General features: G+C 35.0%; 19 protein-coding genes. 2 read left to right on the top strand and 17 right to left on the bottom strand.

What is annotated here, in order from left to right; genetic code table 11:
• The 13 genes from mrdA to tamL form a co-directional block, all read right to left on the bottom strand.
• Positions 1–1,860, bottom strand: coding sequence for a penicillin-binding protein 2 (gene mrdA / locus G508_RS0106265; RefSeq protein ID WP_026704515.1), 1,860 nt, complete (start codon positions 1,858–1,860; stop codon positions 1–3).
• Positions 1,857–2,363: a hypothetical protein gene (locus G508_RS0106260; protein WP_026704514.1), complete on the bottom strand. Its 507-nt coding sequence runs from the start codon at positions 2,361–2,363 to the stop codon at positions 1,857–1,859. Before G508_RS0106260 ends, mrdA begins: the two co-directional genes overlap by 4 nt.
• Positions 2,356–3,189, bottom strand: coding sequence for a rod shape-determining protein MreC (mreC, locus tag G508_RS0106255; protein WP_026704513.1), 834 nt, complete (start codon positions 3,187–3,189; stop codon positions 2,356–2,358). The genes G508_RS0106260 and mreC overlap by 8 nt, the downstream gene beginning before the upstream one ends.
• 146 nt (positions 3,190–3,335) lie before the next feature.
• Positions 3,336–3,842: a DUF6705 family protein gene (locus G508_RS0106250; protein WP_026704512.1), complete on the bottom strand. Its 507-nt coding sequence runs from the start codon at positions 3,840–3,842 to the stop codon at positions 3,336–3,338.
• Positions 3,843–3,851: 9 nt separating this feature from the next.
• Positions 3,852–5,213, bottom strand: a complete 1,362-nt coding sequence (locus tag G508_RS0106245; RefSeq protein ID WP_026704511.1) for a hypothetical protein — start codon at positions 5,211–5,213, stop codon at positions 3,852–3,854.
• 49 nt (positions 5,214–5,262) lie between these two features.
• Positions 5,263–6,291, bottom strand: a complete 1,029-nt coding sequence (locus G508_RS0106240; RefSeq protein WP_026704510.1) for a rod shape-determining protein — start codon at positions 6,289–6,291, stop codon at positions 5,263–5,265.
• A gap of 53 nt (positions 6,292–6,344) precedes the next feature.
• The gene (gene purH / locus G508_RS0106235; protein WP_026704509.1) at positions 6,345–7,871 is read right to left on the bottom strand and encodes a bifunctional phosphoribosylaminoimidazolecarboxamide formyltransferase/IMP cyclohydrolase; all 1,527 of its coding nucleotides are present in this window, start codon (positions 7,869–7,871) and stop codon (positions 6,345–6,347) included.
• A gap of 309 nt (positions 7,872–8,180) precedes the next feature.
• A complete protein-coding gene (locus G508_RS0106230) occupies positions 8,181–8,645 on the bottom strand; it encodes a hypothetical protein (protein WP_157485888.1) in 465 nt (154 codons plus the stop codon).
• Positions 8,638–9,261 (bottom strand): hypothetical protein, encoded by a 624-nt coding sequence (locus tag G508_RS0106225; RefSeq protein ID WP_026704507.1) that lies wholly within the window; start codon positions 9,259–9,261, stop codon positions 8,638–8,640. Before G508_RS0106225 ends, G508_RS0106230 begins: the two co-directional genes overlap by 8 nt.
• A 129-nt stretch (positions 9,262–9,390) precedes the next feature.
• Complete coding sequence (locus G508_RS0106220; protein WP_026704506.1) at positions 9,391–9,819, bottom strand: DoxX family protein; 429 nt, start codon at positions 9,817–9,819, stop codon at positions 9,391–9,393.
• Between the two features lie 129 nt (positions 9,820–9,948).
• On the bottom strand, positions 9,949–10,803 hold the full coding sequence (gene accD, locus G508_RS0106215) for an acetyl-CoA carboxylase, carboxyltransferase subunit beta (protein WP_026704505.1): 855 nt from the start codon (positions 10,801–10,803) through the stop codon (positions 9,949–9,951).
• An 84-nt stretch (positions 10,804–10,887) separates the two neighbouring features.
• Positions 10,888–11,955 carry a class II fructose-bisphosphate aldolase gene (fbaA, locus tag G508_RS0106210; RefSeq protein ID WP_026704504.1) on the bottom strand — a complete coding sequence of 356 codons (1,068 nt, stop codon included), beginning with the start codon at positions 11,953–11,955 and terminating at the stop codon, positions 10,888–10,890.
• A gap of 70 nt (positions 11,956–12,025) precedes the next feature.
• Positions 12,026–14,590: a translocation and assembly module lipoprotein TamL gene (gene tamL, locus G508_RS0106205; RefSeq protein ID WP_026704503.1), complete on the bottom strand. Its 2,565-nt coding sequence runs from the start codon at positions 14,588–14,590 to the stop codon at positions 12,026–12,028.
• A 37-nt stretch (positions 14,591–14,627) separates the two neighbouring features.
• On the opposite strand from tamL, the gene G508_RS0106200 reads away from it, so the two are divergent.
• Positions 14,628–15,356 carry a TrmH family RNA methyltransferase gene (locus G508_RS0106200; RefSeq protein WP_026704502.1) on the top strand — a complete coding sequence of 243 codons (729 nt, stop codon included), beginning with the start codon at positions 14,628–14,630 and terminating at the stop codon, positions 15,354–15,356.
• 1 nt (position 15,357) lies between these two features.
• Here the strand turns inward: G508_RS0106200 and porT are convergent, their stop codons facing one another.
• From porT to G508_RS0106180, 4 genes are all read right to left on the bottom strand, one after another.
• On the bottom strand, positions 15,358–16,050 hold the full coding sequence (gene porT / locus G508_RS0106195) for a type IX secretion/gliding motility protein PorT/SprT (protein ID WP_026704501.1): 693 nt from the start codon (positions 16,048–16,050) through the stop codon (positions 15,358–15,360).
• Between the two features lies 1 nt (position 16,051).
• Positions 16,052–16,783, bottom strand: a complete 732-nt coding sequence (gene ubiE / locus G508_RS0106190; RefSeq protein ID WP_026704500.1) for a bifunctional demethylmenaquinone methyltransferase/2-methoxy-6-polyprenyl-1,4-benzoquinol methylase UbiE — start codon at positions 16,781–16,783, stop codon at positions 16,052–16,054.
• Between the two features lie 63 nt (positions 16,784–16,846).
• Positions 16,847–17,329: a dihydrofolate reductase gene (locus G508_RS0106185; RefSeq protein WP_026704499.1), complete on the bottom strand. Its 483-nt coding sequence runs from the start codon at positions 17,327–17,329 to the stop codon at positions 16,847–16,849.
• 7 nt (positions 17,330–17,336) lie between these two features.
• Positions 17,337–17,672, bottom strand: coding sequence for a 2TM domain-containing protein (locus G508_RS0106180; RefSeq protein WP_026704498.1), 336 nt, complete (start codon positions 17,670–17,672; stop codon positions 17,337–17,339).
• A 241-nt stretch (positions 17,673–17,913) separates the two neighbouring features.
• Here G508_RS0106180 and G508_RS0106175 point away from each other — a divergent pair, with 241 nt between their 5' ends.
• Entirely contained in the window at positions 17,914–18,210 is a 297-nt protein-coding gene (locus G508_RS0106175) for an isoamylase early set domain-containing protein (RefSeq protein ID WP_026704497.1), read from the top strand.
• Positions 18,211–18,237: the final 27 nt, after the last annotated feature.

Below are 18,237 nucleotides of genomic sequence, written 5' to 3'. Positions count from 1 at the left end.
TTATCTTCCGTTTATACCAAATGGTTGACCGCTGATATATTTAGCGTATTCTTTTTGAAGATCATTATCATAGATTTTTTTCTCTAAATCTTTTCTTGTTATAACACCTTTCAAGTATTTTTCGATCATTAAACTGGCAATTGGACCAGCATTTCTAGCACCATAATAGCCATGCTCAACCAAAACTGCAATAGCAATTTTTGGATTGTCTTTTGGTGCAAAGGCTACAAATATGGAGTGGTCGGTAAGCTGAGTTCTCACACCATTAATTTTGGCAAAATTTTCGGCAGTCCCCGTTTTACCACAGATTTCGATGCCTTCAATTTTTAATGCAGAAGCTGTACCACCATTATAAACTCCGTGAAGACCCTCTATCACAGGTTTGAAATATTTTTTATCAATTGTTGTGACGTGCTTATTCTTAAATTTTTGCTCAATTTGATGGTCTTTAATTCGTTTGACAATGTGAGGTGTATAGTAAAAACCTTCGTTTGCAACGGTCGCCATCATATTTGCTAATTGAATAGGCGTCATCAGGATCTCACCTTGCCCAATAGCATTCGAGACAATTGCTGTACTTCTCCATCCTCCATTCGGGTAGATTCTTTTATAGGTTTTTGATGTCGGGATTAACCCTCTCTTTCCAACGGGTAAATCATATCCCATATATTCGCCCAAACCAAAGCTTCTAGCGTGTTTGCTCCAAACATCAACACCATCTGCAGGACGAACAAATTTGTTGATGGTTTTCATATAGACATTCCCAAAGTATGCATTACAAGACTGTGTGATACCGTTATAAAGTTGATGTGGGCCAGAGCCGTGACATCTCATGAACCTTCCTCTGGCATAACTAAACCCGTGGTTGCACATAAAAGTAGTTTGTTCATCAATAACACCCTCCTGCAAACCGATTAATCCAGTAATGATTTTTGAGGGTGAACCTGGAGGATAAACAGCTAAAAGACCTCTGTCAAATAAAGGTTTTGAAATAGAATCATTAAAAAGTTTAGTATAATTTCTAGAGCGTTCTCTTCCTACCAGAATTGCTGGATCGTATGAAGGGGCTGTTACAAGTGCTAAAATCTCGCCCGTTTTAGGTTCGATAGCAACAATACCACCACGTTTATTGGTCATTAATTCTTCGCCATATTCTTGCAATGCGATATCTATTGTAAGGTTGATATCTTCTCCTTGAATCGCAATAGTATCAAATTTACCTTCTTTATAGGAACCAATATCTTTGTTGAATTTGTCCCTTTGGCGGTATTTTACGCCTTTTCGGCCTCTTAGAATTTCTTCATATTCTTGCTCAACCCCTTGTTTTCCAATCAAGTCGCCAGGTTTGTAATAAGGGTTTTTCTCGATTATTTTTTCGCTTGCTTGTGTGATAAACCCAAAAATATTCGAGCCAGCTGTAGTTTGATAATCTCTCAAGGAACGCTTTACAATTTCAAATCCTTGAAATTTTCGTTGTTTTTCCTGAAAAGCTGCATATTCTTTTTTATTTAATTGAGGCAGGAAAACAGAAGGAAGTCGCGGACTGTAAACAATCGCTTTTGCCAGAATCCTATCAAAATCGCCTTTCGTGATGTTCAGTAATTTGCAAAGTTCCAAAGTGTCAATATTTTTGACATCTCTTGGTGTTACCATAATATCATACGAAGGTTGATTGGCAACAATCAGTTTGCCATTTCGGTCGTAGATGTACCCCCTTTCCGGATAGTCATAAATAATTTTGATAGCATTATTGTCTGATTTTAACTTTAATGTATCATCAATAACTTGCAAATAGAATAGCCTTATCACAATCAGGATAGCTGCTATGATAATGATAGTAGGAAGTAATGCTTTTCTCATCTTTTGCTAGGCTTGAAAATGTAGATTATTGTAATGCAGATAATTATGGTAAAGATAGTACTAAATAAAGTTCGTAATAAGATATCCCAGAAAAAACTGATACGGAATGCTTCTAACAAAAATAATATAAAATGGTGGGTTACAACCGAAACCAATATAAAAGAAAAACGTTCAGGCGTGAGCTTATCATTAATTTTTACGGTTTGGTATTCATAACTGACACCAAAAGAAAACTTAAAAAATGTAGGCCTCAAGGCTGCCAAAGCTATTGCTGCTGTAGTATGAACTCCTCCGGAATTGCTAAACATATCCATGATCAATCCTAAAAAGAAACTAGCCAAAAGGAGTCCATATTTATTTCCGTTTACAGGATATAAAAGGATAAATAAAATATAAGGATACGGATTTAGATATCCCGAAAAATCAATTTGATTGAAGATAGCGATTTGTGCAAAAAGCAACAATACGAAACGGGCGATATTGATTAATAAGGCACTATTCATTTACTTTTTTTGTTTCGGTTTCTAGTTTAATAACTTCTTGGCGTTCTTTGCTTTTGATGATATAGACATGGCCTAAATTGGTCATGTCATTAAATAATTTCACATCAATGGTGTAATAATTGGTCTTGTTATCTGTATAAATTTTATGAACCGTTCCAATTCCGATATTTTCGGGAAAAATAACCGATTGAGCTCCTGTAACGATAGTGTCGCCTTTTCGAACGGAAGAGGCTAGCCTTGGGACATCAATTAACTGAGCAAATCCGGTGCTTTTTCCATTCCAAACCAAAGACCCAAAATGATTAGATTTTTTAAACTTCGCATTGATCTGCGATTTTAAATTTAAAATACTCAAAACCGTTGCATATTTTGGAGAAGTCTTTTCGATAATTCCAATGATTCCCAAATCGTTCACTACACCCATATCGGTTTTCAGACCTTGATTGGATCCAGCATCGATTGTCAGGTAGTTTTCATGAGAATTATATTCGTTTTTAATGACTTTTGCAACTACAACTTCTGTCTTCTTTACCCCAACAATCGAATCAAAATCAGCAGGTTTTATAGAATCTACTCGGTTGAAAAGCAATTGTTTCAATCGTGCATTTTCCTTTGCAAGATCTTCATTATGTGATCGAAGATTGAAATATTCGTTGATTGAATTAAGCTGTGCATAAACGCCACCTGTCAAGAAATTAGCCGAACTGATGACTTTGCTCTTATGAAAAGAATGCGATTGAATCGTCAATGATAACGAAATACCCAAAAGCAGCAAAAACAGCAATCGATAGCTGTTTTTAAATATAAAAATAAATATTTGCTGCATCTTTTACTAGGTATTCAGTGTTTATTTTCATCCTGAATTTCAGGAATAGTTTTTACTTTGAAATATTTTAATTCTAAATTTTCAATTGATTTAAACACAGTCAATCGGAAATTGGAATTTGCGTTTTATTAATTTTCAAAATAACTTTAATTAACTTTAGTCAAAATAATATCCGTTGGGATATTATAGTCTGGTTCACCTTCAAGTTGTATTCCTTGTGCTCTTTTTACTTTCCATTCGGCCGTAACAGGACATGCATTGCAAGAGGGTAATAATTTGACACTCAAAATACCAGATTTATAACTTCTACCAGGATGATTTGAAAAGTCTATAGTATTGTCGTTGATTGTGCCTCCTAAACTAGTACTGTCACTACTTATGAAGAAACATGTCGGCCATTCTATTGTTGTACCGTTAAAAAACTTGTTGGAACGGTAGATTTCTTGTGTTTCAATACCATTGTTGTTTACCAAAACTTTTCGGTAGTTTCCTTCTATTTTAGATCTTACCTGAAAAAATGTAACATAAAAAATCTCGTTTCCATTTTGGTATTTCCATGTTCCAATAAAAGGGTTGGTTTGCGAAGATGCTTTAGTAATACTCAACAGTCCAAAGATGATAAAGAGTATTGATAGTAAAATATTTTTTTTCATAGCAGTGGTTTATAAGTTAAAAGATTCTCTTAATATTGTTCCATATGTGCCTGTTGTTACTCTTGTAAAGGTAGTGAAATTGGCATTAGCTTCAAAAAGTGCAATTCCCATATCAGCTTCAGTAATCATTTCTAAAAACTTTTTTAAGACATTCTCATTGTTTGTATCGGTTTGGCTTATTAAAGGAGCAGTTTTATTGTTATAATATTTTTCTGCCATCCCATCCATCTTAAAATAATTATTCTTCCATTGATCAGAGTTACTACCTGTAGCATCATTATTTTGAGCATAGAAAAAAGCTTTAAATTTATCAACATCGGAAATAGTTAAGGCATAGTGAGTTCCCTTTGAGGTGCTTAATGTGGCCACAAAATCACCGTTGATTTTTCCTTTATGTAATAATTCTGAAAATACTTTTAAATCTTCAAAAGAAAAAATCGAGTATTTACCAGCAGGGTCAGCATTATGAGTATGGCTAATGGATTTGTAATTAATAGTAAACAAAAAATTAACTGTAAAATTTGGGATAGAGGTGCCTACCAAATTAGTGTCTGTTAAATAGCGTCCGTTTTCATTGGCAACATCATTAACTGTATTGGCTAAATCGACTATCTCATCTTTATAGGTTTTTGTAGGATCAAATCTATTTTTTGAGTTTAGTACGTTCTTTATTTTTGCAAATTCTTTTTCATTTGGAGTGGGAGTATTTCCTGTATTAGGACTTGTGGTTCCCGTTGAGCCTCCTCCAGTATTTCCACCTCCATCATTATCGCAAGGAACTGACATAAAAGTAACTTTATAACTCCAGTAAGCATGCGAGTAGACACAATCTCCTTGGAGTGCACCGCTATGTTGACCAGAGGGGCAAGTATAGCTTGTAACTGCAACTTCGCAATATGCCTCTCGTGAGCTGTAATTGGAAACATTGTTTTTGGTTATTTCTACTTCAACTGTTGGTTCTTGGTTATTTTCTAATTCATATTTCCAAGTGTCTAAATTTTCAGACTCATAGGTTACGGTAAAATAGTCAAGACCTTCTATAGTTTCTCTTATAACCAAATTGGTCATTCTCGTTGAAGGTTCAACTATGGTCAGTGCAAAAGTGTAGGATTTCAAGCCACTTTCTTCTTCAATTACTATAACATCGGCAGAACTAATGCTGTCAAGAATACTCATGTCGCTATTACGACCCATTAATGATCTTTGAGAATCAATAAAATTTTTAATTTCTGGAATTTCGTCAACTGAAACTTTTTTGATGATGCTATCTTCATGCTGATGCAAATCATGTTCGTTTTGGCATCCGGTCAATAAAATTAATGTAAATGCAAGTAAGTAAATTGATTTAAGTTTTACTTTTATTAGTTTCATAAATGGTTTGTATATAGATTGATGATGATAGATTGAGAAACTTGAAATTTTATTTGATCAGAATGCTTCTAAACTTCGTTAAATTCTTCAACGCCATTCCAGTTCCACGAACTACCGCTCTTAAAGGATCTTCGGCAATGTAAACCGGTAAATCTGTTTTTTGAGAAATTCTCTTGTCCAAACCTCTCAACATTGATCCTCCACCTGCAAGATAAATTCCCGTGTTGTAGATATCGGCTGCTAATTCTGGTGGTGTTTGAGATAGCGTTTCCATTACCGCATCCTCAATCCTTTGAATTGATTTGTCCAAGGCTTTTGCAATTTCTCTATAGGAAACTTCAACTTGTTTTGGTTTTCCTGTCAATAAATCTCGTCCTTGAACTGACATGTCGTCTGGTGGAGTTTCAAGATCTTCGATAGCAGCACCAATTTCAATTTTGATTTTTTCAGCCGTACTTTCTCCAACAAACAAGTTGTGCTGTGTTCTCATATAATAAACGATGTCGTTCGTGAAAACGTCACCGGCAATCTTCACCGATTTGTCGCAAACAATTCCGCCCAAAGCGATAACGGCAATTTCAGTTGTTCCACCACCAATATCTACAATCATGTTTCCTTTAGGTTGCATGATGTCAACACCAATACCAATTGCCGCAGCCATTGGTTCGTGAATCAAATAAACTTCTTTTCCGTTTACTCTTTCGCAAGATTCCTTAACGGCTCTCATTTCCACCTCTGTAATTCCAGACGGAATACAAACCACCATTCTCAAGGCAGGAGTAAAAAGTCTTTTCTTTAAAGCAGGAATGCTTTTGATGAACATGCTGATCATTTTTTCCGAAGCATCAAAATCAGCAATAACACCGTCTTTCAACGGACGGATGGTCTTTATATTTTCATGTGTTTTACCTTGCATCAAGTTCGCTTCCTTCCCAACGGCAATGATTTTGCCCGATATTCTGTCGCGAGCTACTATAGATGGACTATCAATTACAACCTTGTCGTTGTGAATGATCAGTGTGTTTGCGGTACCAAGGTCAATCGCAATATCCTCGGTCATGAAATCAAAAAATCCCATACGTTTGTTAAGGGTTTAAATTATTATAAAATCAACGTGCAAAGTTAAACAAATTAATGTTTGAAATGACGTGTTCCTGTAAATACCATTGCAACTTTATTTTCGTTGCAAAAATTAATACTCAATTCATCTTTTATCGAACCACCTGGCTGAATTACTGCCGTTATTCCTGCATTGTGAGCCAATTCTACACAATCCGGGAAAGGGAAAAAAGCATCACTTGCCATGACAGCACCTTTAAGGCTGAAGCCAAAATTTTCTGCTTTTTCAACAGCTTGTTTCAAGGCATCTACTCTTGACGTTTGTCCAGTTCCAGAAGCAATCAAAGTTTTGTTTTTTGCGAAGACAATCGTGTTCGATTTTGTGTTCTTGCAAACTTTCGATGCAAAAATCAAATCTTCTATCTCTTGTTCAGAAGGTGTAGTGTTTGTAACGGTCTTTAAATGCTCTTTATTGTCCGTGATGTTGTTTTTATCTTGAACCAAAATTCCGTTCAAGCAAGTTCTCACTTGTCGGTTTGGCAATTCAACCTCATTCTGAACCAAGATGATTCTGTTTTTCTTTTCTTCCAAAATTGCAATCGCTTTTTCGTCATAGCTTGGAGCAATCACTACTTCACAGAAAAGCTTGTTGATTTCCAAAGCCGTAGCTTCGTCAATGTTTCCGTTTGCAATCAAGACACCTCCAAAAGCAGAAGTAGGATCGCCAGCCAAAGCCGTTAAATAAGCATCCCTCATCGTGCTTCTTGTAGCCAAACCACAAGCGTTATTGTGTTTCAAGATGGCAAAAGTTGGATCTTCATTCTTGAATTCCAAGATCAAATTCACGGCAGCATCAACGTCAAGCAAGTTGTTGTATGATAATTCTTTTCCGTGAAGTTTGGTAAACATTGCGTCAAAATCACCAAAGAAAAATCCTTTTTGGTGCGGATTTTCTCCATAACGCAACACTTGTCCGTCAGCGATGCTCTGTTTGAAGATAGTATCGTCTGTATTGAAATAATTAAAAATCGCAGTATCATAATGAGACGAAACGTGGAATGCTTTAGTGGCAAACAATTTTCTGTTCTCCAAAGTTGTAGCTCCATTTTGCTCCGTAATCAAATCAAGCAAAGCGCTGTATTGGTCAACAGAAGCCACAATAACCGTATCCTTGAAATTCTTTGCAGCAGCACGAATCAACGAAATCCCACCAATATCAATTTTCTCAATAATATCCGCTTCACTCGCTCCCGAAGCCACCGTTTTTTCAAAAGGATACAAATCCACAATCACCAAATCGATCTGCGGAATGTTGTATTCCTCCATTTGCTGCACATCACCTTCATGATCTTGACGGTTAAGGATACCACCAAAAATTTTCGGGTGCAACGTCTTTACTCTTCCACCAAGAATAGACGGATACGAAGTTACATCTTCAACAGGAACCACAGGAATACCAAGGTTTTTGATGAAATCCTCTGTTCCTCCGGTCGAATAAAAAGTGACATTCTGTTCGTGTAGTTTTCTAACAATTGGTTCCAATCCGTCCTTTGAGAAGACCGAAATTAATGCAGATTTGATCGTTTTAGTTGTGCTCATTGTGTTGTAGTTTTTAAAGGTGCAAAAGTAGTGCAACTACATTTAACATTCAAAGGAATAGCACAATAGTTTTCGAGCGAAAGTGCTTTTTTTTAGGAGCGAATCGTTAGGGCGTTTTTGTCCCGAAGCTTCGGGGCATTTTCCCGCCTTCTTTCCAAATCTTTTTGTTTTTTAAAGAAAAAAACAAAAAGGATTTTCCCTTAAGTCGGGGCTAGGGGGAAAGTGAATTGAGTTTGGGGAACATCAGAAAAAACGTTTGCAAGATCCTAACAGTCCCTAAGTTTCGGGACAAAACCTGTTAGGTGTAAATTAACAATTAGCTTTTCTAAAAATGCCGATAATCAAATTGATAATGAAAGCAGGAACTGCAATTAAGAATATAAGCAAAGTCAAAATTGTCAAAGTGATATTGATCGTTTGATAAGAATCATACAACAAAGGATTAGAGTTTTCAGCCAAATACTTGTAATAACCAATAAGTAACCAATAGTAGGCAAAACTTCCAATCAAAATAAAAGAATGAAGAATGGTTAACCATCTAACTAATTTCTTTCTCATCATTTTTTGCAAAATCCAATAAACAAATCCTTGAAAAAAATAAAATATAAAAACTACAAAAGTTAAATAAAACGATGGAATAACATAATAAGTATCGTGCAAATTAATGTCGAAACTGGTGTCTTCATAAAGATTTTTGATACAAATTAGCAAGTATAGCAATGCAACTACAAAAAAGAGATGGTAGGTTTTGAGGTTGAATTTTATATTAATCACGTTCAATAAATTTATAATGAACAGTATCAATTCGAGTAGTATCCCATTTTATATTGCTATAATAGTAACTTTTGCCACTTTTTTTATATCCAATTATGGAGTCTTCTTCCTGTGTGGTTCTCCTTATAATAAAACTATCCCTATCTTTTTGAATTTTTGGTTTATTCACTGCATGTATCAAATCAAAGAACAAATCAAAGTTTAAAGTGTCAATTTGCGAAGCGATATGAGTAAAATGTCTTTCACTATCTTTAAGATTTAATAGTACAAACTCTCGAATAGAATTTCTTGGAATCTGTATAAAATCTTCTTTTTTAAATTCCATAAGCCTCGGTACAGTGTCATTTTCTGCACCTGTTCCACAAATAAAAAAGGAAGGTTGCTGGAAATAAAATAAATTAGTGTCTTTGTCAATAATAAAATTGTTAGAGCCATATGCAAAAGTGCCTCTTGGAGGAGGTGGTGGAGTTGTTTGATTTTTCGATTCTTTAAGCATTTTTTTATAATCACTTTCAGCTTTCGAAATAATATAAACCTCATGCTTTATTTTTTCCTTTTTTGTACAATTCAAAAGAAGTAGAAAACCAAAAAATAAAAAACAATATCTTTTTTGCATAAAAAATGATTTCTATAAAAGTATAAAAAGAATCGTCAAAATAATAATACCATTATAATATTCCTTTAAGCAAAAAAAATCCTGAGTACTTCTCAGGATTCTATTTATAATAATTGATACTTAAATAATTTATTTCTCCATTTTAAAATAATAATCAGCAGAGTGTTTCCCTCCACCAAAAATCAAGAAACCTATACATAGCACCAATACTACTAAGGACGTCAGCAGATTCGATACTACCAAGTCACCAACAAAATTGATGACAACCGCGCCAATAATAATCGGCAATTGTGCCCAAATGGCCCATCTGGTAAGCAAGCCAAAACCAATCATAATTCCGCCCATGATATGAGCAGCTGCAACATAATGAAACACAAACATTCCTCCCATGAAATTACTCAGGGGCGACATAAGGTCGATCAATTCCTCACTGTTGCTTACAAAAGATACCCCTTTTAGAAACAAGAAAACCCCTAAAGCAATTCTCAAGATATCTATAGGATAATAGGAGTGGGCATTGGCCCATTTGTTTAGTTTTTTTATTTTGATTGTTTCCATCATAATAAGATTTAAAATTCAGTCTAAGTTACTAATTTTAAATGATATAAGATTTTAAAAACACATCAAAATTAATCCTCTCATTAAACAGAATCCAAAAAAAAATCCCGACTTGCATCGGGATTCTAATTATCTAATTTCGTTGTTTTCGATCAAGTCAATAAACAAATTAATCTTGTCTTTCAATTCTTTTCTAGGAGTAATAAAATCCAGGAAACCATGTTCTAGCAAAAACTCTGAGGTTTGAAAGCCTTCCGGCAAATCTTTTCCAGTAGTATCTTTCACCACACGTGGTCCGGCAAAGCCAATTAAAGCACCTGGTTCAGCGATGTTGATATCGCCAAGCATTGCATAAGAAGCTGTAGTTCCACCTGTAGTAGGATCTGTACATAAAGAAATGTAAGGAATTTTAGCCTCGGCCAACTGTGCTAATTTTGCAGAAGTTTTAGCCAATTGCATCAATGAAAATGCAGCCTCCATCATCCTTGCACCACCCGATTTGGAAATCATCACAAACGGCACTCTATTCTTAATCGAATAATCAATACCACGTGCAATCTTTTCACCTACAACAGCTCCCATAGATCCACCAATAAAGGCAAAATCCATACAGCAAATCACCACTTCTTTACCTTTTGATAATCCAACACCTGTTCGAACCGCATCTTTCAATTTGGTTTTTTCCTGAGCATCTTTCAATCGGTCAGAATATTTTTTTGTATCCACAAAATGCAACGGATCTTTTGCCGTCATTTTTGCATCCAATTCCTTGAATTCATTATTGTCAAACAAAATATCGAAATATTCCTTGCTACCAATCCTAACGTGAAAATCGTCCTCTGGACTCACATATAGATTTCGAGCCAACTCATCTGCATCAATGATTTTTCCCGTTGGAGATTTATACCATAAACCTTTAGGAACATCTTTTTTATCCTCTGTTGCGGTTGTAATTCCTTTTTCTGTTCTTTTAAACCAAGCCATAGTTTCTATTTTAGATTTAGGATTTCAGAGTTTAGATTTCAGATAACGCAAAGCAATCTAAAATCTAAACTCTAAAGTCTAAAATTAAAGTGTGTTTACGTTATTCAAGTCAGCAAATGCTTGTTCTAATCTAGTATTGAAAGTAACCTCTCCTTCACGAACCCATTTTCTTGGGTCATAATGTTTCTTGTTTGGAGATTCTGGTCCGTCTGGACTTCCAATTTGAGTTTTCAAGTACTCAATATTCTTGGTCATATAATCACGAATTCCTTCCGTAAAGGCAAATTGCAAATCCGTATCAATATTCATTTTGATTACACCATAGCTAATTCCTTCTCTGATTTCTTCCAAAGTAGAACCTGAACCACCATGAAAAACAAAATCCACAGGGTTATGCTCAGTATTGAATTTTTGTTGAACATAATCTTGTGAATTCTTAAGGATTTTTGGTGTCAATTTCACGTTTCCTGGTTTGTAAACCCCGTGAACATTTCCAAAAGCAGCAGCAATGGTAAAACGAGGACTCACTTTTGAAAGCTCTTCGTAAGCATAAGCCACTTCTTCTGGTTGTGTATATAATTTTGAGCTGTCAACATCTGAGTTGTCAACACCATCTTCCTCACCACCTGTAATTCCAAGTTCGATTTCAAGTGTCATTCCCATCTTGCTCATTCTTTCTAAATAGGTCTTGCAGATTTCGATATTTTCTTCAATTGGCTCTTCAGAAAGGTCAATCATGTGCGAAGAGAACAATGGTTTTCCTGTTTCGGCAAAGTGTTTTTCAGAAGCATCAAGCAATCCATCAATCCAAGGTAATAATTTTTTTGCACAATGGTCTGTGTGAAGGATTACGGTTGCTCCATAGGCTTCCGCCAAAGTATGAATGTGTTTTGCACCAGCAATACCACCAGCAATAGCCGATTTTTCACCAGCATTAGAAAGTCCTTTTCCTGCATTAAACTGTGCACCACCATTCGAAAACTGAATGATAACTGGAGCATTCAATTTTGCAGCAGTTTCTAAAACACCATTGATAGTGCTAGATCCTGTTACATTTACTGCCGGAAGAGCAAATCCTTTTTCTTTCGCATATCTGAAAATTTCCTGTACTTGATCGCCAGTTGCAACTCCAGGTTTAATATTGTGAGCCATGTGTTTTTATTTTTAAGTTAATTCTGTCCCGATGCTTCGCGATAGGGATACAAAAATAATAATTATACTTTTAGAAAGGGTAATTTATACCAATATTTAAAACAGAGTTGCCAAAGTTGTAATCTCTGAACCATTTTTTTGTAGAATCAGCAGATGGGATGTAGGTTTTAAAGGCAAGGTCAAGCCTGATGACAAAGAAGCTCAAATCATATCTGAAACCAAAACCGGAACCAACGGCGATGTCTTCCAAAGAACTGACTGCTTCAAAAACAGAAGGTTCGTCTTCTACATCGTCAAGCACGTTCCAAATGTTTCCCGCATCAACAAAAAGAGCTCCTTTCAGGCTGTTGATAATCTTGAAACGCAATTCGGCACTTGTTGTGAGCTTCATGTTCGCCTCATTGAAATCGTTAATAGCTCCGCTACTTCCCGGGCCTAAGCTATAAGGTTGCCAAGCTCTCATATCATTTGATCCTCCTGCAAAATAACTTCGGGAAAAAGGTATATTGGTAGAATTTCCATAGGGTATCGCAATCCCGAAAAAGGTTCTTATCGCAAAAACTTTTTCGTTCTTCAAGTCCCAATGTTTCACATACTCAAATTCGGTTTTGACATATTGTGAATATTCAAGACCAAAAATTGTTTTAGGGTTGTTTTGACCATCAATCGTTTCAGCTGCCTGACCAAAAAGAGATAATACATTTCCAGCCGACTCTACTTTGGTTTTAAAAACATAAAAAGTATTGTCCGTTAAATTAGTTTTAGTCGTTTTAGAAAAAGTATAGCTTGACGCTAAAATAAAATTATTTTCAGAGAGCCTGTTTTTTCGCTCTCGAATAGTATTTACCGTTTTATATTCAGGATCTCCTGGATTCAAATCTGTATTATTGTTTAAAACATCGGCTATAAATTGATCGGCTCCATCGGGAATTTTCAATTTGCCATTCTCATATACGTTCGCTGGATTTGTATTGTAGATTTGGGCCAAATCGTTCAATGCATTATAGGAAGATTTATACACATTGAAATAGTTTCCCACATTAATATTGTTTACATATTGCACATTAAAAAGGTCAAACCTGTTTTCATGACGAATTGTTCCTTTCCTCGGACTCCAGTTATAGGTCATGGCACCCGTGAAATTTTCTTTGTCCAGACCAATATTCTGTTGTTTTGCAAAACCAAAGGAAATACTGGTAGAAGGAATCGTGCTTTTCGGAATCAATTTTTCAGTGTTAAAAGGCATCAGTATTCTAGGGAAACTCAGCTTGGTATCGAGACCATATTCCGAAACATTAAAGAATAGATTGTTAGGGTTTGCAAAATCTCTGGATGAACCAATGTTTCCCCTCAAGGCTACATCAAGCGTTTCGGCACCATTAAAAACATTCCGAATCGTTACAGAAGTTGTAGCCGAAATACCAAAATCCTGAATGTTGGAATGTGTAAAATCCAGAGAGGCTCCAAAACTATATTTTTTTCTAGGTGTCAGATAAATATTAGCTATAAGTGAATTGTTCAAGCTGTCATTCGGATCTAATTTATATTGAATGGCAGGCGAATTAAAAACTTTCAAATTACTCAAATACCTACTTGTAACACTGGTTCGGATGTCGGAATATTTTGCATTTGGTACAATGAAAATTGCATCGGTTATGGCTTTCGGTCGGTATTTTAATTTTTTATAGCTGTACAAGTTAAAACCTTTATAAGTAACCGAATCCGTCACTTTTGCTGCCGATTTATTTAAAGGAGCATCAGTGTAAATATTTACCTGGCTAACAGTATACAATTTAAAAGGTCTAACAATAGTAGAATCACCCTCTCTCAAAACTTGGTCGTTGATGACCATCTTTACATTGGTTTTATCACCAGTATCAACTGTGTCAATATCAAAAGTGATATTACTTTGCTGGAAATAAAAAGCTCCATTATTCCTAAAATTCGTCGTGATTCGATCTCTTTCCAGATCAAAATTCTGTGATTTAAAAACATCACCCGTTTTCAAATTGGATAATTTTTTATTTTTTTCGTATAAAGAATCCAAGTCAGGGGATGCAATTTGCGTAGTTAGGGAATCTATTGTATGAAGATCACCTTTGGTAATGATATAATTTACGCGACCTTTCTTTTTTGCGATACTATCAACAGTATAAGTGGCTTTTGCATTAAAATAACCATTATTGAAGTAGTGGGATTTGATTCGCAACAGCGATTTATCAGCTCGAAGCGAATCAATAATCACGGGAGCTTCGCCCGTTTTCTTCATAAATTTGTGAATGCCAGAATAAAAGAAGGATTTTCCTCTTCGCTGTACTTGTTTTGCCGAAAAAATTTTGCTTTGACGTTCCAGTTTTTCTGGATCATTCAGATAAGTGGCTTTATAAGAAGAATCGGGATTTTTCTTGGCAATATTGTGCAAATTCAATCGGAAAGGATAGCCAAGGATGGTACTATTTGGTTGCTGATACAACAAGTTTGAAATTTCTTCGCTCTTTTCTTTTTCACCATCAACGGTAATATTGTTTTTTTTGAGAAGGTATTTTCCCTCGGGAACTCTCTTCACAGCATCACATGCCGAAATTATTATTCCTATTAGAATAAATAGTGATATTTTTGCAACAGTCTTTCTCAAGTGATTCGGAAATTTGATTCAAAAGTACATTATTTCTATGGTTAGTAAAAACCAAATAAAGCTAATAACCAGTTTACATCAAAAAAAGTATCGTCAAGCGAATAATTTATTTATTGCCGAAGGCGTGAAAGTGATCAATGAACTGCTCAATTCTAACTTTGAATTGGAAAATGTCTTTGCCACCGAACCACTTTTTCCAGCAATTCCAAAAGAAAAATTTAATTTAATTGGGGAAACCGATTTAAAAAAAATCAGTGCATTAACTGTGCCAAATAACTGTTTGGGAGTTTTTAAAATCCCTGCTTCAAAAACCATAAACGAAAGCGGTTTGATCATCGCTTTAGATGATATTCGTGATCCTGGAAACCTTGGCACAATCCTGCGACTTTGTGACTGGTTCGGAATTGAGCAGGTTATTTGTTCAGGACAAACGGTTGATATTTACAACCCAAAAGTAGTTCAAGCGACAATGGGTTCTATTGCAAGAGTAAATGTTACCTATTTAGATTTGGAAGCGTATATAAAATCCACAAGTCTTCCCGTTTTCGGAACTTTTATGGAAGGCCAAAACATCTATAAAACGACTCTTCCAAAAGAAGGAATAATAGTGATGGGAAATGAAGCCAATGGGATTTCTCCAAAAATTGAAGCATTTGCTAAAAACCGATTAACGATTCCAAGATTTGGCGACTTGCAACAAACCGAAAGTTTGAATGTGGCTACTGCAACTGCAATAATTCTAAGCGAGTTTTGTAGAAATAATTGATTTACTGAAACGTAAAATTCAAGAAAACGCCTCTGGTTTTCATCGTTCCCACATTTCCTGTCCAAGGACTGTTTGGGTCGTTATCACGAATCAATTCATCGTTGAAACTGAAAACTCCTCTCAACGAAGGTGTGAATTTAAAGTATTCTAAATACAAATCAACTCCAAGGCCTACTTCATAAAAGTTTGTCCATTTTGCCATCCTGAAAACATTATTGGAGTTGTCTTCTTTAGAATTGGCATTGCTAGATAAATTCAAGGCAGTAGAAATACCACCAATCAAAAAAGGCTTAATGTTTCCGGTTCTTTCAGATGAAAATTTAACTAGAAGCGGAAAGTGAATATAAGTAGACTTCACTTCTCTCAATCCTTCTTCTGGAACTGCAAAATCAGGGAACGTCAAATTTCTTTGGTTAAAACTCAAACCCGGTTCAAAACGAACATCAAAATAATTGTTTAGTCGAAGATTTCCAATCAAACCGACATTGAATCCAACAGTGCTCTCTACCAAGATATCTTTCCCGATTCCTTCGTATTCGAATTTAAAATCATAATAATTTAGTCCGAGATAATATCCCCATGAAACCCTTTGTTTGTCAAAGTTTTCAAGGTTTATAATTGGGTTTTTACCAAATAATTGTGCAGTACAATTAAAGGAGGATACAATTAAAAAAAGCAATACAATTCTTTTCATATTATTTTTTAGAAGCTGAATAAATAGTGGCGACTCCAAATGTTTGCGGAAGTGCTTTAACCTCTATAAACCCAATTTTACGCAAAATATTGTTTAACACTTCGCCATAAGGAAATACCGAAGCCGAATCTGATAAATATTGATAGGCCGAATTGTCCTTTGAAAATAGTTTCCCAATCAAGGGAAGTATATATTTTGAGTACAATTTATAGCCTTGTTTATAAGGTGTTTTTACAGGAACAGATGTTTCCAGAATGACAAAAATACCATTTGGTTTCAAAACCCTTAGGATTTCGGCTAGACCTTTTTCTAATGTTTCAAAATTCCGAACTCCAAAAGCTACCGTGATGGCATCGAAAGTATTGTCGTCATAAGGAATGTTTTCAGAATCTCCCAAAACCATTTCGATCCTATCAGATAATTTTTTGTGAGAAATTTTTTTTCTCCCCACTTCGAGCATTCCTGCCGAAATATCAAGACCAATTATTTTTTTTGCTTTGGTTTCAGTCATCAAAATCGCCAAATCTCCTGTTCCGGTTGCAATATCGAGAATCATTTCGGGATTTTTATCCGAAACCATTTTCAATACTTTTTTACGCCACTTTACATCAATGCCAAAAGAAATGACTCTATTTAAACCGTCATAATTGCCAGAAATAGTGTCAAACATTTGAGCAACTTGCTCTTTTTTTCCTAAATCAGAATCTTTGTAGGGAGTAACGCTTTTGGACATTTTTTTAAAATTTGAGCAAAGGTAAGGCTAATTACCCAATTTGAAAATTTGAAAAGTTTAAATTTATTTTCGAACAAATGTTTGAAAAGTAAAATCAAAATTGTGCTTTTCATCTTTTGGGTGAAATTCTTCTTTTTCCAATTGCCATTCATCGGCATTTAGTTCAGGAAAAAAGGCGTCGGCTTCAAATTCAGCATGAACCCTTGTAAGTTCAATTTTATCTGCAAAAGGCAAACCTAAAGTATAAATTTCGCCACCACCAATGATAAAAACATCCTCGTTTTTTGGCGCTTTTTCTATCGCTTCTTTCATGCTCGAAACTACAATGCAGTTTTCAGGTTGGTAATTTCTTTGACGTGTAATGATAATATGAGTTCTATTAGGCAAGGGTTTCGGAAAACTTTCAAAGGTTTTTCGTCCCATTATAATATGATGTCCCGTCGTTAATAGCTTGAATCTTTTGAAATCATTTGGCAAGTGCCACACCATTTCGTTGTCTTTTCCAAGTGCATTATTTTCAGCTGCCGCTGCAATCATTATTGTCATTTTGGTTTTATTGTTTAGATGCTTCTTCGTCTATTTTTGAACGTAATTGTTGCAGTTTTTTTTCTTGTCGGCTCACAAGACGGTCAATTTGTTCGCGTTCCCAATTTTTATTCATAAAACGATCTGTGATATAGACTTTTATGAAGTGTAAGATAATCAGGAAAAACCAAACCGTAACTGCCCAAATGTACCATACGGTTGGCTCGCCAAATTTAAGCAATACATTGGCAACAAACATAAATAAACTGCCAATTAAAAAAAACACGAAATGATAATAAAGGCTCTTTTTTTGCTTGATCCTTTTTCGTGCATATTCATAAAGTTCTTGTTGTTCTTTTTCCATTTTGGGTAATTTTAGCACTTAAAGATAAAGTTTATTTTCAAAAATCAACAATTATTTTGCTGAAGATTGTATGCTAAGTAAACGATTTCGGGTTAATGATGTCTAATTTAATAGCTTAAAAATTAAGAAATTATATAAAAATTGTCTCGCTTATTATCATTATGCTAAATCTTTATCATGGGTATTGTTTGTTCATGTGAATTTATTTTCTTTGCCTTATAATATTAAAAATTAAATAGTTATGGCAATCAAGAAACAATTTATAAAGTCGAAACCAGTTTGTAAAGTTACTTTTTCAGTTGAAGCAAAAGAAGCAGCAACGGCTGTAGTTATTGGTGATTTTAACAACTGGGATCCAAAAGAAGGAACTTTGAGCAAATCAAAATCAGGTGTTTTTAAAGGTGTTTTTGACCTAGACAAAGATGCTTCATATGAGTTCAAGTATGTAATTGACGGTGCTTTTGTAAACGAGCCAGAAGCAGATGCCTTCAAATGGAATGATTTTGCTGGTGCAGAAAATAGTGTATTGGAAGTATAATTTTACTTTTATAAGAAACAAGAAATC

The sequence above is a fragment of the Flavobacterium soli DSM 19725 genome (assembly GCF_000422705.1).
GTDB lineage: Bacteria > Bacteroidota > Bacteroidia > Flavobacteriales > Flavobacteriaceae > Flavobacterium > Flavobacterium soli.
The sequence above is the reverse complement of the archived record's forward strand: the minus strand, read 5'-3'. Positions and strand labels throughout refer to the sequence as shown.